Here is a 23,837-nt window from a genome sequence, read left to right as displayed (position 1 = left end):
ACCTTCCCGTGTGCATCTCGGCCCATCTCGGCCTATCCCAGACCATCCCCCATGTGCGGGCGATCGTACCTCCCGACGCGGGGCCTGACCTGGTACGTCGCCGAGTACGCCCAGCTCAGCGGCTTCGCACAGCGCCCGGAGTCATCGCGTACGCACGCATCCCACTGGCCCGACCGGCCGCGGGTGCAACACAACCAGTGCGCCGGCTGATGTCCGCGGTCGGTGATGGTGCTGAATCGGCCGCCGAGGAAGCCCAGCGGTTCGCATTCCCGCTCCCATACCTCGATCACCCGGCCGAAGACCATGGTCGCCCGCGGTGACATGGCGCTCCACCCCGCATCCCACAGGGGCGTACCAGCTGGGCTTAGGCGCCGGGGATGACGGGCACCCGGTGCCGTCCACGGGGGATGCCAAGCTGCGCGAAATGGTCCTCGCCGCGGCGCGCGCAGCACAGCGCAAGCGGCTCTTGGCGGGCCGAGGGACTGCTGCCACGCAGCGTCCCGCGCCGGTGACGGTGTCGGTGGTGCGGGCGCCGTGGGTCAGACACCTTGCTTCCCCCACCACCGCTCGGGCCCTGGAACAGCGCAACGACATGCTGTGCAACCTCAGCACCATGCCCCCCCAAAGGGACGGCCGGCCCACTCGGTCTTCACCCTGCCCTCGTTCATGCCCATGAGGTAACTCCCGGCGCGCCGATGATGGGCGTCGCTGCGGCCTGCGGCCACCGTGTGATCGTCGGTCTTCACACACCGACGATCACCGGTGGCCGCATCCGCTCCCGAGCCGACCCGGGCCAGCGAGATCGCGATCTACAGCTGAAGTGCCAGGCAGCGAGGCGCCCGGGCGACGAGGCGGGCACCTGCCAAGACACCGAGGTCAGGACGGGAGCGGCGGACGCTTACAGTGTGTGTTCCAGCCGGTCCGCCATCAGCTTGACGAAGCGGGCGGGGTCACTCAGTTCGCCCCCCTCGGCCAAAAGGGCCATCCCGTAGACGAGTTCGGCACTCTCCGCGAGCCCGGTGTCGGCCTTGCGCTCGGTGTCCGCAGCACGCTCGGTGTGCGCCTTGTTGAGGCTGCTCACCAGCGGGTGGCCGGGGTTGAGTTCGAGGATGCGCTTGGCGGACGGTACCTCCTGGCCCATCGCGCGGTACATGTTCTGTAGGGCCGGGGTCACATCACCCGCGTCCGAGACGACACAGGCGGGCGAGACGGTGAGCCGAGAGGAGAGCCGTACCTCCTTGACGTGCTCGCTCAACTCGTTCGTCATCCACGTCAGCAGCCCCGCGAACTGCTCCTGCTGCTTCTCACGTTCGGAGTCGGCCGCCGCCTTCTCCTCCTCGCTGTCGAGGTCCACCTCGCCCTTGGCGACGGAACGCAGTTGCTTGCCGTCGAACTCGGGGACCGCATCGACCCACACCTCATCGACCGGGTCGGTCAGCAGCAGCACCTCAATGCCCCGGGCGCGGAACGCCTCCATGTGCGGGGAGTTCTCGATGGCCTGCCGGGACTCGCCCGTCATGAAGAAGATGTGCTGCTGCCCGTCCTTCATGCGTTCCACGTACTGCCGCAGGGTGGTCGGCTCCTGCGCGTCGTGGGTCGAGGCGAACGAGGCGACACCGAGGATGGTGTCGCGGTTCTCGAAGTCGCTGAGCAGCCCCTCCTTGATGACCTGGCCGAACTCCCGCCACAGCGTGGCGTAGCGGTCGGGGTGGGCGGACATCATGTCCTTGACCGTGGACAGCACCTTCTTGGCCAGCCGCCGATGCATCAACTGAATCTGGCGATCCTGCTGAAGGATTTCGCGCGATACGTTGAGCGACAGGTCCTGCGCATCGACGACGCCCTTGACGAAGCGCAGGTAGGGCGGCATGAGCGCCTCACAGTCATCCATGATGAAGACGCGCTTCACATAGAGCTGGATGCCGCGCTTGTAGCCCTGCATGAACAGGTCCTGGGGCGCGTGCGAGGGGATGAACAGCAGCGCCTGGTATTCGAAGGTGCCTTCCGCCTGGAGCCGGATGATGTCCAGCGGGTTGTTCCAGTCGTGGCTGATGTGCTTGTACAGCTCGTGATATTCGTCGTCGCTCACCTCGTTCCGCGAGCGGGCCCACAGGGCCTTCATCGAGTTCAACGTCTCGGGCTCGCTGGAAGCGGCCTCGTCGGCGCTGCTCTCGGCGTCAGAGTCGGCATCGGTCGCTGCGGCGGCGGGCTCGGCGGCCATCTTGATGGGCCAGGTGATGAAGTCCGAATACCGCTTGACGATTTCCCGGATCTTCCAGGCAGCGGCGTAGTCGTGCAGCCGGTCCTCGTCGTCCGCCGGCTTGAGGTGCAGCACGACCGCGGTGCCCTGCGGGGCGTCATCGACGGTTTCGATCGTGTACGTGCCCTCGCCGGTGGACGACCAGCGGGTGCCCTGGCTCTCGCCCGCGCGGCGGGTCAGCAGGGTGACCTCGTCGGCCACCATAAAGCTGGCATAGAACCCGACACCGAACTGGCCGATCAGCCCTTCGGCTGCGGCGGTGTCGCTGACGTCCTTGGCATCCTTGAGCTCTTGCAAAAACGCTGCGGTGCCCGAGTTCGCGATCGTCCCGATGAGTTGGACCACCTCGTCGCGCGACATGCCGATGCCGTTGTCCCGCACGGTCAGCGTACGGGCCGTCTTATCGGCCGAAATGGCGATGTGGAGGTCGGACACGTCCACGTCGAGCGTGTCGTCGCGGAGTGCTTCGAGACGCAGTTTGTCGAGGGCGTCGGAAGCGTTGGAGACGAGTTCGCGGAGGAACACGTCTTTGTTCGAGTAGATCGAGTGGATCATCATCTGTAGAAGCTGGCGCGCTTCCACCTGAAACTCGAACGTATCTTTCGGCATAATCCGTGTATTCCTTCTCGGGCCATCAGGCGACGGGGACTGACGTGGAAACTTTAGAACAGCTCGTCAGTGCTGCGGTCCCAGTCTTCCCGATAGCCCGCAGCCGGACCGAGGTAGGGCGAACGCTGCCCGTACGACGCCGTCCTCCCACCCCGCGACACAGGCGGCCATCAGCTCGCCGAACGCGCTGCTCAGCGCTGTCCCGTGCGGACTGGTCACCGGGTGAGGTGATCTTTTGGTGGCTGGTGCGCTCACGGCGTCGGAGCCGTCTTGGGTAGCGTCCGGCACCGGGCTGAGGCTTACGACAGGTCCCGCCCACCAGGTCCGCGCCCGCGGCGAACACGTCGTCGCCCGCAGGAGGACCTCCGCCGACCACGCCTCACCCAGACAGAGATCACTTACGGGACGGCCCGCGCGGCGCAGGGTTGGGCGATCAACGTGAAGTGCGCATCTCGCGTGCATGCACCACAAGGGTCACCACAAGGTGTCGATGTACTCTTCGCCCTGTTCGCTACCACCCTCAACTCGGCTGGCAGCGCCGGGCTTTGAGGCGCTTTCCCTGGGCTCCGGCAACGCCACACCCTTCACATGTGCCTGGCGCCATGCCGCTTTCCACTCCGGGCCCAAGCGTCCGTGCCGAGGAACGTCCAGCCCCGCGTTCAGGGCCCAAGCACGGATTTCTGCCGCTGATGGTTCGCCCGAACTCACCTGGCTGACGCTCGCTCGACGACGGCTGCGTGGGGCCGGAGTCGGCTGTGCGTAGGAATCCAACAGCAACGTGGCGGGGGCTAGGGCGGCGATACCGTCAGCGGGAAGCGAAGCAAGCTCTTTGGGCTCCATCTTGTGCAACCCACCGCCGTACACCCTGCCCCCCTCGCGAAGATCACCGGCCGTGAGGGCCAGAAGGGCCTCGTGCACCTTCGCCATACCGTCTTCGACTGAGTCAACGTAGGTCTGTAGTAGGGGCGTCGGGTACAGCATGAGATACATGTTTGATGCGACTGCTTGCGACTCGTTTCGGATGAACCGCAAAGGATGCTTCTCATCCTTCCCGCGCCCCATGTAGGTGAGCAAGATGGGCGCTGGTTCACGCCGCTCTTGCTTGTACCAAGGAGATCGCTGACTCACAAGATAGCCAGCTCTCACCTTTTCTTCGGCCGAGTCCAGATAGCTGGCCAACTGCGGATTCTTAAGCCGGACCGCATCAATTGACAAGGGGCAGTCGACGAGGGCCAACTGCTCCTTGATCTGTGGCCACCCAGAAGTATCTGCTTCAATGACAAGGCTATCGATATTTCTGGGGCTGGGAAGAATTGGGCGCAAGAAATCCTCTTGAATCCCCATGCCTTCCGCCTCTTCTCGCGGAAGAATGAAGAATGCGTTCGAGCCGGTGGCGAGGCCACGACGAATCTTGAAGAAGTCGGAAAGCTTGGGGCCAGTCCGAGGAGAATCGCAGCCCGTTCCGTTAATATACTGCGACCATTTCTTGGCAATATCCAGCTTCGCCAGCGGAATATCTTGTGCTGCCTTTGGCGTAGCCAGTGACCCGCCAAATGAAAACTTCGCACAGTCCTCCGCCTGGGGTGGAGAATTCTCAAAGACGACAACACTCGACGTCACTAGGGCATCGTCGAACTGCACTTCAGAGGCGTCATACTGGTGGATATGAATCAGCTTTACGTGACGCGCCAAATACTCCTTCAAGGCGCCCCCGTAGTTGACATCCATGAACTCGCTGGGGATCAACCAAGCCGACAGGGCTCCAGGGGCAAGCAGCCGGTGACTCAAGAGAACGAAGTACAGATAGAGCCCCGAAAGGCCCGACGGCTTGATCCCCACAGTTGCTGCACACCGGCCGACCAAGGCGCGCTTTTGTGCAGCCTCAAGGTGATGATGTCGCACATACGGAGGGTTGGCGACGAGGAGTGATGCCGAATATCCCTCGATCGTCTCAGGGGAAGTGAAATCTCCCTCAATCACTCGGAACCCGGCGTCGCGCCATAGCTCTCTGGACGCCTGCGCAAAGCGCGGGTCCAGCTCCACTCCAACAGCCTCGCCAACGGGCACTCCCGCTCGGGACTGAAGGAGTGCGGAAAAGAACGCCCCTGAGCCACAGGAAGGCTCCAAGAACCTCACCTCAGGCCCACGATGCAAACTAAGGGCATACTGCATGATCTCCCCCGCTAGAGAGGGGGGAGTCGCAAACTGGCCCCACCGGTTACGATCAACCGGAGTGCGCTCGGCATCCAGCGACGACTGCCGGCGCAGCCTTTCAGCCTCGATCGTGAGTGTGCTTTCAGACACCAGCCGCCTCCAGGTCGTCGATGCGATGCTCCCAGACCCAATCAAGGTGTTCGGCTGCCGAGTATCCCAGATATCCAGCATTGAAGTAGCCACACAAGAAAAGCAGCAGTGAGATGTTGGGGCCGTACTTGCCCTGGAGCTGGTTTATCTTTGTTGCCTCTTCCTTGCGTCGCTTATTGGGGTTTGTGAAGTCGCCAGCGGATTTGGCTTCAACGAGGATAGGAAGCCGGTGGGGCGCCGGGCTGAGTGGTTGGATCACCACATCCACCGGGATGTTCACCGAGAGACTGTCACCTACGACGACTATCTGCCGGAATGAGAACGTGCCAGCCTCCATCGTTTCCAGCGGGGCCGCCGCACGGTGTGCCTTTTGTTTGTAGCCGCGAACAGTTAGCCATTCCCCTATGAGGGTCAACTGGCGACGCTCTTGAGCATTTCGGATGATCGGCTCTGCAATCGCCCCAGACAGGCGATCGGCCACGACGGTGGTTGCCAGCTCTCGCTGCCGACTGCTAGCCGGCCCGCCTGTGCTGCACCAGTCAAACAGGTCCAGGTCAAGCAGCTCAGTAACAACGTCGCACATGCGCGAGAGCTGAGCTTCCAGCTCTGCCGCCATCATGCGCTGCGGAAGTTTCCCTTGCTCCATGATTCCCACGAGAATCTTTGACCCGTAAGACAGCCCGGCCAAACGATCCCGAGCAAGGGGCGGAGAAGTGCACATCCGCAAGGTACGCAGTGCCTGCGGAGAGCGAAGAAGGGCCTCGGGCGAGATATCTGTCATATCCCTTGTGTACTCAAATGCTCGCGCTACCTCTTCCGCGGTGCTCTTCCGGATATCCCGGTAGGCTTGCGGAGCCGCTTCCAGAAACCAATCGTTGTACAGCCGGACCGATGCCTGAATATCTTCCTCCCACAGGTACGGCTTGTCAGCGTTGATCACTTAGCTCCGCCTTCGGTATTGCACAGCGTGTCTCAGGTTCCGCGAGATGCGAAGTACAGCCTACGGAACACGGCGCTTGCGCGGAGACGGGTGCCACCTGTCGTCCGTGTGGGTCCGCACCCATGGCGTGCAGGCTCCCGGGCCGGCCACGCGAGTGGCCACCCAGGGTTCAGTCGTCCGTGAACGTGCCCGCCCGCTGCGAACGGCCCTTGGCGCCGTCAGTCGCGGGCCTCGCGGGTGCGTGAGCGGTTCGCCTTGCGGATGGCTTCCAGCAACTCGCTTTTCGTCATACGGGGGCGGCCTTCCACGTCCAGCCGCCGTGCCACCTCGTAGAGGTGCTGTTTGGTCGCTTGCTCATCGACGCCCTCGCCACTGCGCCCCTTCTCATGGTTCTGCTGGTTTCGCTGGTTCTGCTGGTCCTGCTGGTCCTGCTGGCGGGGGCGGGCGGACTGCGGATCGGACGGCCCCTTGCGTTGGGCCTCCTTGCGCTCCCAGTGGTCGCCCACCTTTTCGTACGCGTGGTTGAGGGCCCCGTACGCCACCCGGTGGGTGCGCTCGCCCTCGCCGTATTCCTGGATGGCTGAAGCATGGGCCGCCACCCAGGTGCGCTGGGCATCTTCGGGCGAGCGCTCTAGCGTCGAGGGGAGTTCCTGCCGTCCGGGCATCGCCGTGCCTCGCTTCCGGCCTCGGTCGGCCCTTCGTCGCGTGTCTGCGTGTCCGTCGTATACCTGCGTGAACGTCGTCCGGGGACCCCGCTCCAGCGGGTATGAAACGCCGACCGCACGAGAGCACCCTGCGGCCTCCTGTCGCCCCCCTGTCACGCCGTGCTCAGCAGGACCAGCGGTCAGGGTGTCCGAGAGGGCGCCCGCGCACCACGGGGGCTCACCCGCCGATGTGCGCGCCCTCGCCCGGCGCACGGCGGGGTGATATTGGCCTATATGCCTCTAAAGCGCCCTGCGATGCGCATCTGCTCCCTAGATCTCCACACGCATCGGCGCTTTTGCCGTGCACTTCATACGGTCTTCATTGAGTATGTCTTTGAGTGGTTCTCGTGTGGGCAGCGGAAACCGAGTCCTCGTCACGACGCCATCTGGGGCAGGTAAGGCGGAGCGGTGCCATGCCTGCCCCGCCCGCCTCTTCGCCCGCCGGCCAGGGCAACATTGGTCCGGTTGGGCAGAGGTGGCCGGGCCTTGGATGGGATCGGGGGGTCGATGGACGTGCCCGAGGGAGGGCCTCAGCCGGAACGGGACCGACCCCGGGCCGGTGGGTTCGATGTGGCTTGTGACTTGTGACATCGGAGGACGCGGATGGGACCGTACTTCGCTGACGATGCCGCCTCACTTGTATCCGACGCCCTGGTCGGCGTGGCCCGCGCCCACGCCGACCTCCTCACTCTCCAGGCCGAGCACGGCTATCTTCGGGCGCGGCACCCCGCGCCCGCACGGCGGGTGGCAGTGGTGTCCGGCGGAGGGGCGGGGCACGAACCGCTGCACACTGGGTTCGTCGGCACCGGAATGCTCGACGCCGCCTGCCCTGGACGCGTCTTTGCCTCACCGCACAACCGTCAGATCTACGAGGCGTCGCTGGCCGTTGCGGGCAGCGCAGGAGTGCTGCACGTGGTGAAGAACTACACGGGCGACCGCATCAACTTCGGTATCGCCGCGGAGCGCCTCGCGCACCGCGGCGTCCCGTGCGCCCGGGTGCTGGTCGATGACGACCTGGCCACGGAGTCGGCCGACATCGCGGCCGGCCGCCGGGGCACCGGCGGCACCGTGCTGATCGAAAAAATACTCGGCGCCGCCGCCGACACCGGCATGGGTCTTGACGAGCTGGCTGCCCTGGGCACGACCCTGACGGCCAGCTGCCGCACCCTTGCCGTCGCGTCCGCCGCCCACACCGCTCCGACCACCGGCGCGCCCGCTTTCGCCGTGCCGGAGGGCGCGGTGGAGTATGGCGTCGGCATTCATGGCGAAAGAGCCGACCACGCCATCCAGGTGGCGGGCATCGGCTCGCTTGTTGAGCAGATGACGCACGAGCTCCTATACGCGCTGGCCCCTCCTGCCGGAGCTCAGATGATCGTCTTGGTGAACGGGCTGGGCGCGGTGACACAACTGGAGCTCTACGGCATCTTTGACGCACTGGCCCGCCACCTCGAAGCCCGCGGCTGCGAAGTGGCCCGAAACCTGGTCGGCAACTACGTCACGGCGCTCGATATGCGCGGCTTCTCGCTCACCTTGCTCGTCGTGGACGATCCGCAGACACTGCGCTACTACGACGCGCCCGTACGGACGGCGGTACTGCACTGGTGAGAAGCAGACCGGACCGGAACGGCTGACCTCCGGCAACCACTCACCTCACCGCCCCACCACCCATCTCGCACGCCCACCTCCCACCTTTCAGCACCTCTCATTTCCCACCTTCGATGGCCGGCGGGCCCGGCGGCGTCTGGCCCATGACAGCGGGAGCAACGACCCGATGACGAGCACATCCTTCGGCGCGACGTTCACCAGCGACTGGATGCGGCGGTTCGCCGCGTCCGTCACCGCCACCGAGGACGAGTTGACGCGGCTCGACCAGCAAGTGGGTGACGGTGACTTCGGCGTCAACCTCAGCGTCGGCGTGCAGGCGGCCTTGCGACGCCTACCGGACAAGCCGGGCCCCCAAGACGAAGCTGCGGCGCCTCTTGAGGCCGCCGCCAGTGCCTTCCTGGATGAGATCGGTGGCACCAGCGGTCCCCTGTTCGGCCTGCTACTTCAGTCGCTCGCCACCGCTGCCGCGGAAGCCGGCCCCGCACTCACCACGCCCGCACTCGCCGCCGGGGCCGCCAGCGGCCTCGCAGCCATTCAGCGGGTCGGAGAAGCCGCGGTGGGAGACAGAACGCTGGTTGATGCGCTCGCACCGGTCGCGGACGCGCTGCGGACGGTTCCCGCCGCCACCCCGCCCGACCGGGCGTTGCTCACCGCCGCGGACGCCGCCTGGCAGGGCGCTCGGGACACGGTACGGATCAAGGCCCGCCTGGGCCGCTCCAGCTACCTCGGCGACCGGGCGACCGGCATTCCCGATCCGGGAGCCGTTGGTGTCAGCCTGCTGTTTGCATCGGGCGTCACCGTGGTGCCGACGCTCGCACCGCACCTACAGGAAGCCGGTCACTGACGTTGAACCTGGGTACGCAACCAGTCAACCAGGTCGAGGTCTTGCAGGGAGTGGACCCAAAGGTCGGCCCGGGTCGCGCCGCCGCCCGCCGGGCGCTGGCCCACGCCAAGCACCCGCATCCCGGCCCGCCGGGCGGCTTCGACCCCGGTCAAAGAGTCCTCCACGGCCAACGCCTGCTCGCATTCGACGCCGCACAGGTTGGCCGCGGCGGCGTACACGTCGGGCCACGGTTTGGCGCGTAGGCCATCTCCGGGGACGACGATGTGCTGGAAGTGGTCAAGGAGCCTGGCCCGGCCAAGGCCGGATTCCACCGTGTCGCGAGGGCAGTTGCTGGCCACTGCGAGGGGCATATGAGGGCTGAGGAGCCGTACCAGACCCACCGCGCCCGGCATGGTCACCGGGTTTTCCGCGACCCGCGCCGTGAAGTGTTCGAGCAGCCCACGGGCCAGGTCCTCGCCCAGGTAGGGCTTGCCGGCCTCGTCGGCCATGAGCTGTCCGCACGCGGTGTAGTGCATGCCTTTGGCTCGCTCGGCGAACCCGGCCGCCGGGGTGATGCCGAAGTCACGCAGGACCATCCAGCGGGCGTCCTGCCAGTGGCTCTCGGTATCCATCAACGTGCCGTCACAGTCGAAGACCACGGCCGCCGGCGACCACGAGAAGAGCGAATTTTCTGTCATGGGCATGCCCTTTCTAGGGGAATGTCGTCCCACGCCGTGTGTGCGTGGATGAGTTGCGGGGGTGGGTGAATACCTACCGCGCCAAATAGGCGGGGGATTGGCGTGCGTGTCGCTCTCGAAATCAGATACTGATGTTCGAGGCTTCGCGCGTCAGCGGTCCGAACTTCTTTGGTCTGTCCGGATGTACCGCGAAAACTTTGCGAGAGCTACGCTATTTCGAGGGCGGGAGCCAGCGCAATCACCGATTCGGGCGCTCGACGCGTGATAGCGAGGGATGTATGTGATAAGTCGCGAGACGCCGGCATTGTCGCGAGTAAGGTGGGGGCCAAGTTGGCGGCAATGCAGGCGAGTTGACACGGCAGCGTTGAGCGCAATGGGCAATGACGCGAAAAGCGAGGGACCGCCCGTGTGATGTGGCTTGGCTACTGCAAACTCACTCGCAGGTGTGCACAGCCGAAAATGGATGCAGCGGGCACGCGTGTGCGACCGTAATGATTTCTAGTGGTCGCCCCATCGCCTCGCTGAATAGCGCATTGCTGCCGTTGGGCCAGGCGCTATCGGAAACCGACTCACCGCGCAGGCGCCGTGCGATGGCCCTGCGTAGGCGTACTTCCCAGCACCCTCGCCGCGCCCCGAAACCTCGTGGTGGGCCCCCTCGCTAGGGGAGGGGGCGTACACACCTACGTGCAGCACGAGGCCCGGCACGGCAAGCCCTGTGATGGGTTCAGGTAGCCACTGCCGGCCCGTTTAGGCCGCTATGTCACCTGGTGATGGCGCGGAGCGGCGCCGGCGCATCGAGGGACACGCCGGGCCGAGGGCGGGCGATGTCGGGGCCCAGGGTTGCAGTGCGAGGAGGCCGATGGAGGGGACTGCTCGGGCCGTGGCGGCGATGGCGGGGTGTTGCAGCAGGACGCCTTCGCGCAGCGCCCAGGGGCAGATGCGTACCTCGTTGATGCCTGCCAGCTTCATGGTGGTGTGGGCCACGATGGCCCCGACCGCCGCCTGCCGCGCCCGCGCCTTGGAGATGCCGGGCAGCTTCGCGCGCTGGGCCACCGGTAGCGAGACCAAGCGCTGTTGTGCCTTCTTCAAATCGCCCGGATTCAGCCGGCGCGGTACGTGCGGCCCCTCGCGCTGCGGGGCGGCGCCGCACAGCCGTGCGAGCTGCTGGAAGGTGCGGGACGTGGCCAGGACGGTCTGGGGCGCCTGTGCCTTCACATACTCGGCGGTCTCCCGTAGTCCTTCACTCACATGGCGGCGCAGGGCTGTGACCTGCTGGGAGGAGAGCGGGCCGCAGTGCGCGATGTGTTCGCGCGTGAGGCGGCCGGCGCCCAGCGGCAGACACGCGGTGAAATCGGGCAGGTCACCATGGCCGAAGGCCACCTCCAGGCAGCCTCCGCCCAAATTGAGCAGCGCCATCGAACCGCTCTCGCGACCTGCCCAGCGGCGGGCCGCGAGAAAGGTGAGGGTGGCCTCGGTCTCTCCGGGCAGGACCGCCAAACGCACGCCCGTACGAGCCTGCACCTGCGCGATGACCTCGTCCCGGTTAGGGGCGTCTCGGATCACCGCAGTGGCGTAGGCGAACATCTCCCGCACACCCAGGCGCTTGGCCTCGGACAACGAGGCGGCGACCGCTTGGGCCACCTTGTCCGTGCAGCCTTGGTCGAGGTGCCCGTCGGGGCCGATCCGCTCAATGAGCCGAAGCGGAATCTTGCTCCGGTGCACCGCAGACAAGGCCGCATCCCTGGTGTTGACCACCAGCAGATGGGCCGTGTACGAACCTACGTCGAGAACACCTATCAGCATCCCTACGTGCGTACCCACATTGGTGTTCATCATCCACAGAGTGTCCCTGAGCGGGCGCTCATCGGCCATGGTCATTGTTCGGGGCCATGGGGCCATGGGGGAGAAGCGGGCCAAGGAGTCCGCTGGGGCAGGCCGCGGTGGCCGTGCCCAGCGCAGGCGGCCCAGGGCGTGCGCGGCCCGCGGGCGGCCGGCCGCGCAGGCTCGAAGGCCCCCCCAAAAAACGCATGATGAGCGGCGCGGCGCGACCGCGATGAGTGTGCTGAATCCAACACTGCTCGCTGTCCGACACTGTCCACTGCCCACTCTCCACTGTCCACTGTCCACTGGTAGAACCTGCGCGATCGCGGTCGCCCTAAGGCAGACCCTGAGCGTCTGGCCATTCCCCTGTCAGGCCGTGCCGAGGAGGCCAAGGCGGTGGTCGCCGGGCTGCTACGGGACATCGGCTCCGACCTCGTGGACGCCGGCCATCGTGGCCGGGGTGGCCGAAAACATCAGCCGGGCAGCCGTGTGTACGCGGCCGAGTTGTCCGCCGCCGAAATAAGCACCCTCATCTACGTAACCCGAAAGGCCCCCGAACTTCGGGCACGCCCCGGGGATATCACCGGGCATGGCCGGCAAAGGCCAACGCTCTTGCACGCGAAGTGGCCACACCCAGACGAGTGATTCCCGCGCGCTGGTTGACGAGAAGTCCACGCGTCGCCGGAGCCCTGAGGCGCCGGGTGGCTACCGTCCAAAGGCGCTCACCACAGGCGCTCGACCCTTTGCACGGTGACGAGGAGCTGATCATTCATGGCCGTCTGCGAGGTCTGCAACAACGACTACGAGATGGCGTTTGAAATTCACGCCGCCGGGGCCGTCCACACTTTCGACAGCATTGAGTGCGCGGCCCAGAAGATGGCGCCGATTTGTGAGAACTGCCAGTGCCGCATTCTCGGCCACGGCCTGCAATCGGACGGACAGTTCTTCTGCTGCGCGCACTGCGCCCGGCAGGCGGGTTTCGCTCAACTCGTGGATCACGCGTAAGCGCGCATCGCGCCCCGCACGCCGCGCTGGGGCGGGCAACCACTGGCCCGGGGCAGTCCGGAGGCGGGGCCCCGGTGCGCCGTGTGGGGGTGGCCGGGCGGCATGGCGCGACGGTGCGCGAAAACCCGCCTCCCCACGGGTAGACCGCCGCATTATCCGTAGCGATGCGGCTGCCGGGGTGCACCCCACCGCTACGCCCACACCACCGCGAAGGAGCACAGGGCTGTGACCGATGTAGCGAGCAAGGGACCAGCGGAAGGCCAAGGCAGCGATGACCGGCCGGTGTTGACCAACCGGCAGGGCCATCAGGTCTACGACAACCAAAACCAGCGCACGGTCGGGGCGCGCGGGCCGGCGACGCTGGAGAACTACCAGTTTCTGGAGAAGATCAGCCACTTCGACCGAGAACGCATCCCCGAGCGTGTGGTCCACGCCCGCGGAGTGACCACCTACGGCTTCTTCGAGTCGTACGGCAGGTGGGGTGACGAGCCCATCAGCCGCTTCACCCGGGCCAAGGTCTTTGCAGAGCAGGGCAAGCGCACCGACGTCGCCGTCCGCTTCTCCACCGTCATCGGCGGCCGGGACTCCTCGGAGGCGGCGCGCGACCCCCGCGGTTTCGCCGTGAAGTTCTACACCGAAGACGGCAACTGGGACCTCGTCGGCAACAACTTGGCCGTCTTCTTCATCCGGGACGCCATCAAGTTCCCCGACGTCATCCACGCCCTCAAGCCCGACCCGGTCTCCCATGAACAAAAGCCCGCGCGGATTTTCGACTTCATGTCGCAGACGCCGGAGTGCATGCACATGCTGGTCAACCTCTTCAGCCCGCGAGGCATCCCCGCCGACTACCGGCACATGCAGGGTTTTGGCGTCAACACCTACAAGTGGGTCAACGCCGAAGGCGAAACCGTCCTGGTCAAGTACCACTGGCTGCCCAAGCAGGGCGTACACAGCATGACGGAGGAAGACGCCGCCGCCGTCCAGGCGCACGATCTCGGGCACGCCACGAAGGACCTGTACGAGGCGATCAGGCGGGGGGAGTTCCCGGAGTGGGAACTGGTCGTGCAGATGATGTCCGACGACGAGCACCCGGAGTTGGACTTCGACCCGCTGGATGACACCAAGGTCTGGCCCGAGCAGGAATTCCCGCCCAAGCCGGTGGGCCGAATGGTGCTCGACCGGGTGCCGGACAACTACTTCGCGGAGAACGAGCAGGCATCGTTTGGTACCGGCGTCCTCGTCGATGGCCTGGACTTCTCGGACGACAAGATGCTGGTCGGCCGGACCTTCTCCTACAGCGACACCCAGCGCCATCGCGTCGGCCCCAACTACCTTCAACTCCCCGTCAACCGAGCCAAGCACGCGTCCGTGGCCACCAACCAGCGCGACGGCCAGATGGCATACGACAACAGCCACGGCGGTGAGAACCCGGAGGTCAACTACGAGCCGTCGATCACCGGTGGGCTGCGGGAGGGCCACTACCCGACCCACGACGAGCAGGGCCCGGTCATCGAGGGCCGGCTGACGCGCAAGCGGCTGCCCAGGACCAATGACTACCTTCAGGCCGGTCAGCGCTATCAACTCATGCAGGCGTGGGAGAAGGATGACCTGGTCGCCAACTTCGTCACCCTCATCTCGCAGGCCGCCCGCCCGGTGCAAGAACGCATGGTCTGGCACTTCCTGCTCGTCGATAACGAGCTGGGGCTACGGGTCGGCGAGGGGCTGGGCATCCAGCCCGGTGAGGTGGCGCATCTGCGACCACTGGCTAGCCAGGACCTCACCGAGGAGGACCACAGGCGGCTGGCCAACCTCGGCAAGAACCCGCCGCGCGATGTTTCGGGACTGACCATGACGCATTGCGTGCCCAATAAGCGGCGTACTGTGACCCGCTGACCCGCTGACCCGCTGACCCGCTGACCCGCTGACCCGCTGACCCGCTGACCCGCTGACCCGCTGACCCGCTGACCCGCTGACCCGCTGACCCCGCGGCATCGGCCCTCGTGCCCGGCTCGTCACGCGGCAGCCGCCTCGCGCGATGAGGCGGCTCGGTGAGCTGGCTACCGTCTGGCTGCCGTGCGGTAGGCGACCGCGCACGCGGGGGAGCGGGCGCAGGCGGCCCGGGCGCAGGCACCCCGATCACCGGGCTCTCCGGTCATGACGCCGGGCGGTGTCGGTCGGATGTCGGTGGTGATCGGTGGTGGCGGGCGTCTGCCGGCAGCGTGTCGGTGGCTCCTGGGAGTGTGGCGTACGGACAGCGGCGGTCACCGACGACGGGCGAAGTACCCCGCGCGCCGGGGCGCATGCCGCGTCGCCGGGCCGCCACTGTGCCGGTGCCCCGATCACTCAGAGCGCGAGGAGCCCGCGATGCCTGCTGCCACCACCTCACCCTGGGATGTTCATCGGCTGCCTGCCGCCGATGGCAAGGTGTTCCTGGTCACCGGCGGCAATGCGGGCATCGGGTACTTCCTTTGCGAGCAGCTCGCCAGCACGGGAGCCACCGTCATCCTTGGCAGCCGCAACGCCGCCAAGGCCAAGACCGCCATCGCTGCGATCGCCGCACGCGTGCCCGGTGCCATGGTGCGGCACGTGCACCTGGACCTCGCCGACCTCACCTCGCTCAAGTCGTCAGCGGATGCATGGGAACTGGAGCGTCTGGACGCCGTCGTCCACAACGCCGGCACGGCGCTTGACCACCCACCGCGCCGTGAAACCCGCGACGGCTACGAGGCGATGTTCGCGACCAACCACCTCGGGCACTACGCACTGACCAGTTGGTTGGCACCCCTGCTCAACGCCACACCAGGAAGCCGGGTCGTCACCACCGGAAGCTTCGCGGCCAAGTCCGAACGCCTGGATCTCGACGACCTCCAAAGCCACCGCGACTACCGGCCAGGGCGCGTTTACGGACGCTCCAAGCTGGCTCAGATGCTCTTCGCCTTTGAGCTCGACCGCCGGCTGCGCGCCGCGGGCAGTACCACGCTGAGTGTGGTCGCCCACCCCGGCGGCGCGCTCGACTCTCTCACCCCATCCCGCCCGCCGGTGCACGTCCGTACCGTCGGGACACGACTACGCGGCCTGCCCCTGGGCCTCTTTGTCCAGGGCAAGGAAGCCGGCGCGTGGCCCGCCGCGCGAGCCGTGCTCGACCCGCAGGTGCGCGGTGGCCAGATGTGGGGCCCTCGGATGTTCGGGCTGCGCGGCAAGCCCAGGATCGAACCGCTGTGGGACCACCTGACCGACACCGTAGGTGCGGCACGCCTTTGGGCCGCGAGCCGGGACCTGACCGGCGTGGAGCCTGTTGTTTAGGCACACAGTGTCGGTCGCGGTGCGTTGTGGCTTAGGCCCGCAAGCCGCCGTCCACCCGTAGGACGGTGCCCGTGACGTAAGAGGAACGGTCGCTGAGGAGCCAAGCCGCGGCCTGGGCCACCTCGTCGGGATGAGCCGCGCGGCGCATGGGGGCCTGTGCGGCGAGCCGCTCGATCATGCCGGGGGAGGCGTCGTCCCACTCGTACATCATCTCGGTCAACGTGGTCCCCGGCGCTATGGCGTTGACGCGGATGCCCTCGGGACCGTACGTCACGGCCGCTGACTCGGTGAGGCTGTTGACGGCACGCTTCATCGCGCCGTAAGGGGCCAGTTCGGCATTCCCCATCAAACTGCCGACGCTGGAGTTGTTCACAATGGCCCCCGTAATGGAGGTGGCCCGGATAGCCGCGACCTCGGCGACCATGGCCAGCCATGTCCCCCGGAGGTTTACGGCGTAAACGTGGTCGAAGTCGGCTTCTTCCACCTGGTCCATCGGGCCGGGCGACGCCAACGTCGCGCCGTTGTTGAAGGCGATGTCCAGCTGGCCGTACAGCTCCACGGTGCGATCGACGGCGGCGCGCACGCTGGCCGCATCGGCTAGATCGCACACCGCGTACTCCGCGACGCCGCCGGCCGCTCTGATGTCCTCGGCTACCGTTTTCAGTTGGCTTTCTGTCCGCGCCGCAAGGAGCACCCGGGCGCCTTCCTTGGCGAACAGCCGTGCCGCAGCGGCGCCGATACCGCGACCGGCGCCGGTAATGAAGGCAACCTTGCCGGCCAGCAAACCCAACGAAGAGGAGGTAGAAATGCTGTTATTCGGTGTGGTGTCCATAACCTCAAGCTTGGGACCGACAGCCCGGCCTATCCAGGCACCGGCTGTACCTGTTTGGGACGCATGATGCGTGCGCACACTGGAGAGGTGAACAGACGCGAGTTAGCTGGCTTCCTGCGCAGCAGGCGCGAGCGGATCGGCCCCGCCGAGGTCGGGCTGCCCATTGGGCCCCGCCGGCGCACCCCCGGGCTACGGCGTGAGGAGGTCGCGCAGTTGGCGTTCATCTCGACCGAGTACTACACGCGGCTTGAGCAGGCCCGCGCCCCGCGGCCATCGCGCGAGGTGCTGGCCGGGCTGGCCCGCGCCCTGCGCCTGTCGGACGCGGAGCGCGACCACCTCTACCATCTGGCCGGCGTCCCGCCGAGCCTGCCAGCCGGCCCTTCGCGCGAGGTGCGGCAGAGCATCCTTGATCTGCTGCACCGGCTGCCGCAGTCCGCCGCGATCGTGATATCCGCGACGTACGAGGTGATCGCCTGGAACCATCTCGCGGCAGCCCTCTTGGAGGACTTCTCCGCTGTGTCGCGGCGCGACCGAAACCTCATGCGCCGCGTCTTCCTTGAGCCGCACCCACGGGATCAGCGGCTGTACAGCCTGTCGGACGTGGACGCGTTCGCTCGTACCTCGGCCCAGTACCTGCGCGCCACCGCCGCGCGGTACCCCGACGATCCCGAGGTTGCCGAACTGGTGCAAGAACTCATCGCCGGCAGCGAGGAGTTCGCCCAGCTCTGGGCCTCCCATGACGTGTGTGCTAAGCCCGCCTTGTGTAAGTCCCTCCAACACCCGATGATCGGCCCGATCACCGTCAACTGCGACGTCCTGGACATCGCCGACCGGGACCAGCGGCTGGTGATCTACACCGCACCGCCCGGCTCACCGTCCGAAGAAGCGCTGCGGCTGCTGTCGGTCGTCGGCACACAGCGCATGGACGTACCGGGTTGAGCCGCGCCGCTGCACACCTGCTCAGCGCGGCGGGGCTGGCTAGTTGGGCAGTCTCCGCGTCAGGCCCCGCAGTTCCTCGGTGATCACCGACCGGGACGACAGGGCCGCCAGGTACAGGGACGGCGCGGCCGTCTCCCGGGCTGCGTCGATGTCGCCCGTGCACGCGTAGCTGTCGGCCAGCCGCAGGGTGAGCAGCAGGCGCAAGGGGCGCATCCACTCCGGAAGGTGGCCGAGACAGGTACGGGCGGCGTGCACCGCCTGCCGCGCGGACGCGGCGCTCCCGGTGGTGACGGACAGATCACGCAACGCGGCGGCGGCCGTGGCCTCCACGTGCATCACACCCTGTGTGCCGCGTAGACACGGGGACTCCGCCAGGTCCCGCTCATCGAGCTGGTCGAGCCCGCGTCGGGCCTGCGCCAGGTGCCGATGGCACTCGCGGACGTCACCGGTGAGGGCGTGGCCGCGCGCCTGGAGGTAGTGGGAGATGGTGCGGGCCCAGCCGCGGTCGGGGGTGCAGGCATACGAGGCCCGTGCGTAGGAGATCGCGGATGCGGGGTCGTGCTCGGCCCGGGCGAGCATGGACATCTCGCCTAGCAGCGTGGCCCGTACGACCGGGTCGCCGCTGGCGTTCGCCCATTGGTTGCCGTGCGCGAACCAGGCCATCGAGGCGGCGTTTTGACCGCATTGGCGACGGATGCGCCCCGCGAGCACGGCGTAGTGCGCGCAGAGGTTCAAAGGTCCGCCGAACGGTCGGCCGGCGGCCTGAAGCGCCTGGGACCAGCTCACCGTCAGCCGCAGCACCGACTCAACCCATGCGGTGCCGACGGGAAGTTCCGTACGGTTGTGCACCACGAGGCGTTCGAGGAGCGCGGTGAGCCCGTGCAGCAGCTCCGGGTCCTGGTGCGCCGGAAGCGCCGATGGCCCCGACGCGATGGCGGCGAGGACGTCCGCGAGCGGAGGCACCTGGCAGCGCCGGCCGCCGTGCAGCGGACAGGCCAGTTCTACGTTGGGTAGCTGGTCCGGCCAGTGGTCCGCGTCCACCGGCACCTTCGTCGCGGCGGTGTTTTCGGGCAGTGGGGCGAAGAGGCCTTGTTGCGCAAACGAGCCACCGCCGGTGGAGGGTTGCTCAGGCGGCGGTTCGCTCAGGGCGCCGGCCAGGGCTCCGCCGGTGGCAAGCGTCTCGTCCAGCCGCTGTACCGCGGTGCCCAGCGGTTCGCGCGTTCCGGACTCCCAGCGGCTGACCAGGCTGTGGTCATAGCCGAGCAGCACCCCGAGCTGCCGTTGCGTCAGGCCACGTCGGCGGCGCCAGGCCCGTAGCTGGCGGCCGAAGGTGGCCCAGGCTTGGGGGTCTCGCTCTGCGGTGCACGACACTGCTCCCTCCACTGGCTCGTCGGGTGCGACATGGCGTAAGCGGGTAGCGGTGCGATCCGAACACGTTCCGCGGGCCCATGGGATGTCGCATCGGGGCGCCCCCACGCGGCACGCGATGCGTCGATTACGCACCCCAGCAGTCCGCGACGGCGCCATCGCGCCAGGCGGCTCATGATATGCGCCACAAGTGCTCATGTGAGGCTCATGTGCAGGCTGTTGCACGAAACCGCCATGACGACGACAGCTTCCCCGCACGCACGTCGCCGCTGGCCCGGTGGAAGGAATGGCCCCGGCTCGGCGGGTTGCCTGGATTTGACAACGCCCCATCGTGGCAGCTCACGGCGTTGACGCGGCAGTCGCGGCGGTGTCAGTGTTCGCTCGCTCGGTGAACGGTATGCAGACGCGGCCGGTACGTACAGGCCGCTTCACCCCTTGGGTAGCGCGGCGATGTCGGTGCGCACCGGCTGTTGTGCTGTCAGGGGCATGCCAATCAGGAAGGGGCTGTCGTTGACCGGGCCGTCCGATAGCGGGCGGTGGCAACGATGACCAAGGTTTTCTCGGAGGAGAGATCAATGAGCAAGCGCACCACCTCCCACAGTGGCACTTTTGGACGCTCCAGATGCATCGCCATGGCCGCCGGCCTGGCGGCCGTCGCGGCGCTGAGCGTCAGCGCCACCAGCGCCAACGCTGAGCCGGCCGCGGATACCTTCAGCACGGCACGGTTGTCCCAGGCGAGCAATGCCGTGCTGGACGCGGATGTGGCGGGTACCGCCTGGAACATCGACGCCAAGACTGGCAAGGTCAACGTCACGGTGGACAAGCGGGTCTCACAGGCCGACATAGCGCGCATCAAGAAGGCGGCCGGTGACAACGCCGGAGCCCTGACGATCCAGCGGACCGCCGGCACGTTCCAGAAGTACATCCAGGGCGGCGACGCCATCTACACCGGCGGCTCGCGCTGCTCCGCTGGCTTCAACGTACGCAAGGGCACCACGTACTACATGGTCACCGCCGGGCACTGCACCGAGGGCGGCGGCAGCTGGTACGCCAACTCCGGCAACTCCACCCTCATTGGCCCCACCGCGGCCTCCAGCTTCCCGGGCAACGACTATGGCGTCATCCGCTACGACGGCAGCGTCAGCCACCCCGGTACCGCGGGCGGCGTGGACATCACCAGCGCGGCCAACGCCACCGTCGGCATGAACGTCATCCGGCACGGCAGCACCACCGGCACCCACAGCGGGAGCGTCACCGGCCTGAACGCCAGCGTGAACTACGGCGACGGCGATGTCGTCAGCGGCCTCATCCGCACCACCGTCTGCGCGGAGCCCGGCGACAGCGGTGGCTCCCTGCGCTCTGGCAACCGGGCGATCGGCCTGACCTCCGGCGGCAGCGGCGACTGCCGCTCCGGCGGTACGACATTCTTCCAGCCGGTCACCGAGGTGCTGAGCGCCTACGGCCTGACCATCTACTAGGACCCGCCCGACCGATCCTTGTGACGGGTGGCAGCACCGGTAACGCAGAGTTGGCCCTCCCTCGGCTTTGCCGACAGGGAGGGCCTTCTCCCGTTCTCCCCTTCTGTCCACTGACGTGGAATGCGCACGACGGGGATGGCGCCCCCGCCGGCAGCGACGCCTGGTCTGTTCACTGCACCAACTCGGGGTACTGCTTGTCCCGGGGGCTGTGCGCCGCCGGCCGTGCGGGCGAGCCGGGCAGCGTCTACCTGCGGGACCGGATGCTCTGCGGCGTCAGTACGGCGACCTGCCGGAGCTACGGCTATGACGCGCTGCGGTGGTACCGGGGGCTTGTGTGCACTGCGCACGTCGGGATCGCTCGGGGCGTCGCTGGAGCAACATGTCGGACGTCCGGCATGTTGAGGCTGGCGGGCGCGATGCGGGGCTCGACTCCACGCCGGTCGCAGTGCTTCTCGAAGCTAAGCGTCACTCAGGCGAGCCTGGCTGGCCTGTCTGCGCGGAGCGTGAAGGCCCGCATGACGAACACCGCCTGCATGGCGCACAACGCCAAACCGAGGGTGACGTGCGCGGCGAGCGAGCTCGTCAGACCCAGCGCGGTTTGCGTGAACGTGGCCACCAGGATGCCGATGGCGGCCTTCAACGGCCACGTCAGCCAGCGGTTGCTGCGCCACACCAGGACGGCTGCTGCGACCTGGAGGAACACCAGCAGCTCGAAGACGTACGCGTTGAAGCCGTGCGGGTCGATGGAATTGACGTCGCCGTTCAGCAGCATCCCGGCGAGCAGGCCCTGCACCAGGGTCTGAAGACAGGCGACAGCGGACACCACCCGCAGCAGTGTGATCGCGCCACGACCGTTCACCACCCGGGTCGTCATCACCGCAGTGCCCGTCCTGGCTAGGGAGGGCTCACCCCGGGAAGAGGCGTCGTGCATGGAAGTCCCCATTTCTTTCGATCAGGTGGTCGTACGTCACGTACGGGCGGCCATACGTGCTGTAGGTGGCTCCCTCCCGGGCGCTCTCGACCTGGTACTCAACGCCGTCGTGCGCTGGAGGTCCGGCACGTCGGCGGGGCGGCCCCCAGCCACCCGCCGAAGGTCACCAGGTCCGCCTGACCTGGTCAGGACTGGGCGTCGAGCCATTCCCGGAACGTGGGGCCGGCGAGCGTGGCGTGCGGGCTTGGCAGGAACCCACCGGCCGCCGCAATCTCGGCGTCGGGCATGCCGGAAGCCGCGACCGCGCACACCTTGATGCCTCGGCGGGCGCCGAGAAGTTCGGCCGCATCGGACATGGTCTCTTTGACGGGGCCGGCGATCTCGGGGATCGGTTCTCCGGGGCCCGGCTGCGCGGCGTTGGGGTCGGAGGCCAGGCCGACCAGCGTTTCTGCCACGGTGCGGCAGGCCACGAGCTGGGTGGGCAGGGCGGGGATGTAGGCGACGTCGCCCTGCCGCCAGTCCAGGAGTTGGCCGACGAATTCGTGGAACTGCGCAGCCCGCAGGATGCGGGCGGGCAGTGGGCCGGACAGATTGGCTTCCTCGTGCACCTGCTGGGCGGCGACGAAACCGGCGGTGGCCTTGTCCGCGCCGATGATCGACACGGCGACGAGCCGGCTGACTCCCGCCCGCTGGCCGGCCTCGTGCAGGTTACCGGTGGCGGTACGGAAGAACTCCGTGGCGGCCTCCTGGTCGGAGGCGTGCCATGACGCGACGTCGATGATGACATCGACACCGGTGAGCGCGTCGGCCAGGCCCGCACCGGTGATCACGTCCACACCGGTGGCGCGGGACATCGACACGACCCGGTGCCCCTGTTCGGTCAGGACGTCCACGACGTGGCGTCCCAGCCGTCCGGTTGCTCCTGCCACGGCGAACTTGCTGGTGCTCATATTCCATGCCTTTCTCAAGTGCCAGGGGTGTCTGAGGGGTACGCCGGCGCACGGAACTCGCGGTGCCTACGCGCGGCGTCCTGACGCACAGGAGACGTCGGCCCCCCGTCGCCCGTAACAGTCGCGGCCGTATGACGTAGGCCACGCGTCACAGGTGTTACACAACAGCGCCGCCCGGCGTCCCGTGCACGGACGATGGCTGGGCATGGCGGGGAAGCGAACAGGTGGGAGCCGGATATGAGTGAGCACAGCGCACGGGCCGCGGACACACCTGAGCCGCCGAATCGCGCCGCCCGGGTGGAGGTGCCGGACAGCGCCACCGAGGTGTTCGTGGCCCACCGCAACCTGCTGTTCACCGTCGCCTACGAGATTCTCGGTTCGGCCGCCGACGCCGAGGACGTCCTACAGGAGACCTGGCTGCGGTGGACGGCCGTCGATCCGGCGACGGTGCGCAAGGAACGGGCGTACCTGGTGCAGATCGCCACCCGGCAGGCACTCGACCGGGTGCGCGCGCTCGGCCGGCGCAAGGAGTCCTACGTGGGACCGTGGCTGCCCGAGCCGCTGCTGACCGCGCCGGACGTTGCCGAGGACGTCGCACTCGCCGACAGCGTTTCGATGGCGATGCTGCTGGTGCTGGAGACGCTCGCACCGGTCGAACGGGCCGTGTTCGTGCTCCGCGAGGTGTTCGACCTTGCGTACGACGAGATCGCCGACGCCGTCGACAAGAGCCCGGCCGCGGTCCGTCAACTCGCCTATCGGGCCCGGGCCCACGTCGCGGCGCGCCGACCGCGCGGCACTGTCTCTCCGGCCCAGACAAGGGCCGCGCTCCACGCCTTTCAAAAAGCGGTGGAAACCGGCGAACTACAGGGCCTGCTCGACATCCTCGCACCCGACGTCGTCGCCCTCAGCGACGGCGGCGGAGTCCGACACGCCCTGCTACGGCCCATCGTGGGCGCGGACAAGGTCGCCCGCCTCCTGGCCGGCGGCTGGTGGAAACGCGACGTTACAAGGTCGCTCGAACCGGTACAGATCAATGGCGGCCCAGCCCTCCTCGTCCGGGTCGACGGACAGGTCGACGGCGTACTAGCCGTGCGCGTCGAGAACGGCTACGTCACCGGCGCCTACCACGTACGCAACCCCGACAAGCTGTCGCACGTGGCGTACGAGACAGCCATCAGCCGCTGATCTCCGGTGCTCCAGCGCGCAGCAGGCCAAGTGCGGCCAAGATCGGGCCAACGTTTCAGACCGATCCGGTGATCGCACGGGG

Annotated in this window: 19 protein-coding genes; 8 read left to right on the top strand and 11 right to left on the bottom strand. The window is 67.3% G+C overall.

The window, feature by feature from the left end:
- Window positions 1-32: 32 nt before the first annotated feature.
- The 5 genes from FHS42_RS12180 to FHS42_RS12160 all read right to left on the bottom strand — a co-directional run bounded on the left by FHS42_RS12180 (window position 33) and on the right by FHS42_RS12160 (window position 6,778).
- Window positions 33-323: a hypothetical protein gene (locus FHS42_RS12180; protein WP_184572000.1), complete on the bottom strand. Its 291-nt coding sequence runs from the start codon at window positions 321-323 to the stop codon at window positions 33-35.
- 575 nt (window positions 324-898) lie between these two features.
- Window positions 899-2,869, bottom strand: a complete 1,971-nt coding sequence (gene htpG / locus FHS42_RS12175) for a molecular chaperone HtpG (RefSeq protein WP_184571998.1) — start codon at window positions 2,867-2,869, stop codon at window positions 899-901.
- A gap of 474 nt (window positions 2,870-3,343) precedes the next feature.
- Window positions 3,344-4,912, bottom strand: a complete 1,569-nt coding sequence (locus tag FHS42_RS12170; RefSeq protein WP_312866843.1) for an Eco57I restriction-modification methylase domain-containing protein — start codon at window positions 4,910-4,912, stop codon at window positions 3,344-3,346.
- 253 nt (window positions 4,913-5,165) lie between these two features.
- Entirely contained in the window at window positions 5,166-6,113 is a 948-nt protein-coding gene (locus FHS42_RS12165) for a XamI family restriction endonuclease (protein WP_184571994.1), read from the bottom strand.
- Window positions 6,114-6,331: 218 nt separating this feature from the next.
- Window positions 6,332-6,778 (bottom strand): ChaB family protein, encoded by a 447-nt coding sequence (locus FHS42_RS12160; protein ID WP_184571992.1) that lies wholly within the window; start codon window positions 6,776-6,778, stop codon window positions 6,332-6,334.
- Window positions 6,779-7,420: 642 nt separating this feature from the next.
- Here FHS42_RS12160 and FHS42_RS12155 point away from each other — a divergent pair.
- On the top strand, window positions 7,421-8,422 hold the full coding sequence (locus FHS42_RS12155; protein ID WP_184571990.1) for a dihydroxyacetone kinase subunit DhaK: 1,002 nt from the start codon (window positions 7,421-7,423) through the stop codon (window positions 8,420-8,422).
- A gap of 166 nt (window positions 8,423-8,588) precedes the next feature.
- Entirely contained in the window at window positions 8,589-9,266 is a 678-nt protein-coding gene (gene dhaL, locus FHS42_RS12150) for a dihydroxyacetone kinase subunit DhaL (RefSeq protein WP_184571988.1), read from the top strand.
- On the opposite strand, the gene FHS42_RS12145 is transcribed toward dhaL, so the two are convergent.
- Together FHS42_RS12145 and FHS42_RS12140 are read right to left on the bottom strand one after the other, a co-directional pair.
- Window positions 9,260-9,949, bottom strand: a complete 690-nt coding sequence (locus FHS42_RS12145; protein WP_376772573.1) for an HAD family hydrolase — start codon at window positions 9,947-9,949, stop codon at window positions 9,260-9,262. The two genes, dhaL and FHS42_RS12145, sit on opposite strands and share 7 nt — an antisense overlap.
- Before the next feature lie 741 nt (window positions 9,950-10,690).
- On the bottom strand, window positions 10,691-11,779 hold the full coding sequence (locus FHS42_RS12140; protein ID WP_184571984.1) for a Ppx/GppA family phosphatase: 1,089 nt from the start codon (window positions 11,777-11,779) through the stop codon (window positions 10,691-10,693).
- Window positions 11,780-12,535: 756 nt separating this feature from the next.
- Here FHS42_RS12140 and FHS42_RS12135 point away from each other — a divergent pair.
- The 3 genes from FHS42_RS12135 (at window position 12,536) to FHS42_RS12125 (ending at window position 16,072) form a co-directional block, all read left to right on the top strand.
- On the top strand, window positions 12,536-12,769 hold the full coding sequence (locus FHS42_RS12135) for a metallothionein (RefSeq protein WP_184571982.1): 234 nt from the start codon (window positions 12,536-12,538) through the stop codon (window positions 12,767-12,769).
- 225 nt (window positions 12,770-12,994) lie between these two features.
- Complete coding sequence (locus FHS42_RS12130; RefSeq protein ID WP_184571980.1) at window positions 12,995-14,662, top strand: catalase; 1,668 nt, start codon at window positions 12,995-12,997, stop codon at window positions 14,660-14,662.
- A 471-nt stretch (window positions 14,663-15,133) separates the two neighbouring features.
- Window positions 15,134-16,072 carry an SDR family NAD(P)-dependent oxidoreductase gene (locus tag FHS42_RS12125; RefSeq protein ID WP_184571978.1) on the top strand — a complete coding sequence of 313 codons (939 nt, stop codon included), beginning with the start codon at window positions 15,134-15,136 and terminating at the stop codon, window positions 16,070-16,072.
- A 31-nt stretch (window positions 16,073-16,103) separates the two neighbouring features.
- Here the strand turns inward: FHS42_RS12125 and FHS42_RS12120 are convergent, their stop codons facing one another.
- Complete coding sequence (locus FHS42_RS12120) at window positions 16,104-16,904, bottom strand: SDR family NAD(P)-dependent oxidoreductase (RefSeq protein WP_184571976.1); 801 nt, start codon at window positions 16,902-16,904, stop codon at window positions 16,104-16,106.
- Window positions 16,905-16,991: 87 nt separating this feature from the next.
- Here FHS42_RS12120 and FHS42_RS12115 point away from each other — a divergent pair, with 87 nt between their 5' ends.
- Complete coding sequence (locus tag FHS42_RS12115; RefSeq protein ID WP_184571974.1) at window positions 16,992-17,843, top strand: helix-turn-helix transcriptional regulator; 852 nt, start codon at window positions 16,992-16,994, stop codon at window positions 17,841-17,843.
- 39 nt (window positions 17,844-17,882) lie between these two features.
- On the opposite strand, the gene FHS42_RS12110 is transcribed toward FHS42_RS12115, so the two are convergent.
- A complete protein-coding gene (locus FHS42_RS12110) occupies window positions 17,883-19,214 on the bottom strand; it encodes a helix-turn-helix domain-containing protein (protein ID WP_184571971.1) in 1,332 nt (443 codons plus the stop codon).
- 572 nt (window positions 19,215-19,786) lie between these two features.
- Here FHS42_RS12110 and FHS42_RS12105 point away from each other — a divergent pair.
- Window positions 19,787-20,689: a S1 family peptidase gene (locus FHS42_RS12105; protein ID WP_184571969.1), complete on the top strand. Its 903-nt coding sequence runs from the start codon at window positions 19,787-19,789 to the stop codon at window positions 20,687-20,689.
- 469 nt (window positions 20,690-21,158) lie between these two features.
- On the opposite strand, the gene FHS42_RS12100 is transcribed toward FHS42_RS12105, so the two are convergent.
- The gene (locus tag FHS42_RS12100; protein WP_184571966.1) at window positions 21,159-21,620 is read right to left on the bottom strand and encodes a hypothetical protein; all 462 of its coding nucleotides are present in this window, start codon (window positions 21,618-21,620) and stop codon (window positions 21,159-21,161) included.
- A 185-nt stretch (window positions 21,621-21,805) separates the two neighbouring features.
- Complete coding sequence (locus FHS42_RS12095; protein WP_184571964.1) at window positions 21,806-22,570, bottom strand: SDR family oxidoreductase; 765 nt, start codon at window positions 22,568-22,570, stop codon at window positions 21,806-21,808.
- A 237-nt stretch (window positions 22,571-22,807) separates the two neighbouring features.
- Between FHS42_RS12095 and FHS42_RS12090 the strand changes: the two genes are divergently transcribed.
- A complete protein-coding gene (locus tag FHS42_RS12090) occupies window positions 22,808-23,755 on the top strand; it encodes an RNA polymerase sigma-70 factor (protein WP_184571962.1) in 948 nt (315 codons plus the stop codon).
- Window positions 23,756-23,837 lie beyond the last annotated feature (82 nt).

This window comes from Streptomyces zagrosensis, from assembly GCF_014203645.1.
Classification (GTDB): domain Bacteria; phylum Actinomycetota; class Actinomycetes; order Streptomycetales; family Streptomycetaceae; genus Streptomyces; species Streptomyces zagrosensis.
Note: the sequence above shows the minus strand (reverse complement) of the source record. Positions and strands in the feature narration are given on the sequence as shown.

What these genes read in the sequence shown, in the direction of transcription:
- htpG (WP_184571998.1), bottom strand. Translation starts at nt 2,869, where the DNA reads ATGCCGAAAGATACGTTCGAGTTTCAGGTGGAAGCGCGCCAGCTTCTA.
- FHS42_RS12100 (WP_184571966.1), bottom strand. Translation starts at nt 21,620, where the DNA reads ATGCACGACGCCTCTTCCCGGGGTGAGCCCTCCCTAGCCAGGACGGGC.
- FHS42_RS12135 (WP_184571982.1), top strand. Translation starts at nt 12,536, where the DNA reads ATGGCCGTCTGCGAGGTCTGCAACAACGACTACGAGATGGCGTTTGAA.
- FHS42_RS12125 (WP_184571978.1), top strand. Translation starts at nt 15,134, where the DNA reads ATGCCTGCTGCCACCACCTCACCCTGGGATGTTCATCGGCTGCCTGCC.
- FHS42_RS12180 (WP_184572000.1), bottom strand. Translation starts at nt 323, where the DNA reads ATGTCACCGCGGGCGACCATGGTCTTCGGCCGGGTGATCGAGGTATGG.
- FHS42_RS12090 (WP_184571962.1), top strand. Translation starts at nt 22,808, where the DNA reads ATGAGTGAGCACAGCGCACGGGCCGCGGACACACCTGAGCCGCCGAAT.
- FHS42_RS12155 (WP_184571990.1), top strand. Translation starts at nt 7,421, where the DNA reads ATGGGACCGTACTTCGCTGACGATGCCGCCTCACTTGTATCCGACGCC.
- FHS42_RS12105 (WP_184571969.1), top strand. Translation starts at nt 19,787, where the DNA reads ATGAGCAAGCGCACCACCTCCCACAGTGGCACTTTTGGACGCTCCAGA.
- FHS42_RS12140 (WP_184571984.1), bottom strand. Translation starts at nt 11,779, where the DNA reads ATGATGAACACCAATGTGGGTACGCACGTAGGGATGCTGATAGGTGTT.
- FHS42_RS12145 (WP_376772573.1), bottom strand. Translation starts at nt 9,949, where the DNA reads ATGCCCATGACAGAAAATTCGCTCTTCTCGTGGTCGCCGGCGGCCGTG.
- FHS42_RS12095 (WP_184571964.1), bottom strand. Translation starts at nt 22,570, where the DNA reads ATGAGCACCAGCAAGTTCGCCGTGGCAGGAGCAACCGGACGGCTGGGA.
- FHS42_RS12160 (WP_184571992.1), bottom strand. Translation starts at nt 6,778, where the DNA reads ATGCCCGGACGGCAGGAACTCCCCTCGACGCTAGAGCGCTCGCCCGAA.
- dhaL (WP_184571988.1), top strand. Translation starts at nt 8,589, where the DNA reads ATGACGAGCACATCCTTCGGCGCGACGTTCACCAGCGACTGGATGCGG.
- FHS42_RS12120 (WP_184571976.1), bottom strand. Translation starts at nt 16,904, where the DNA reads ATGGACACCACACCGAATAACAGCATTTCTACCTCCTCTTCGTTGGGT.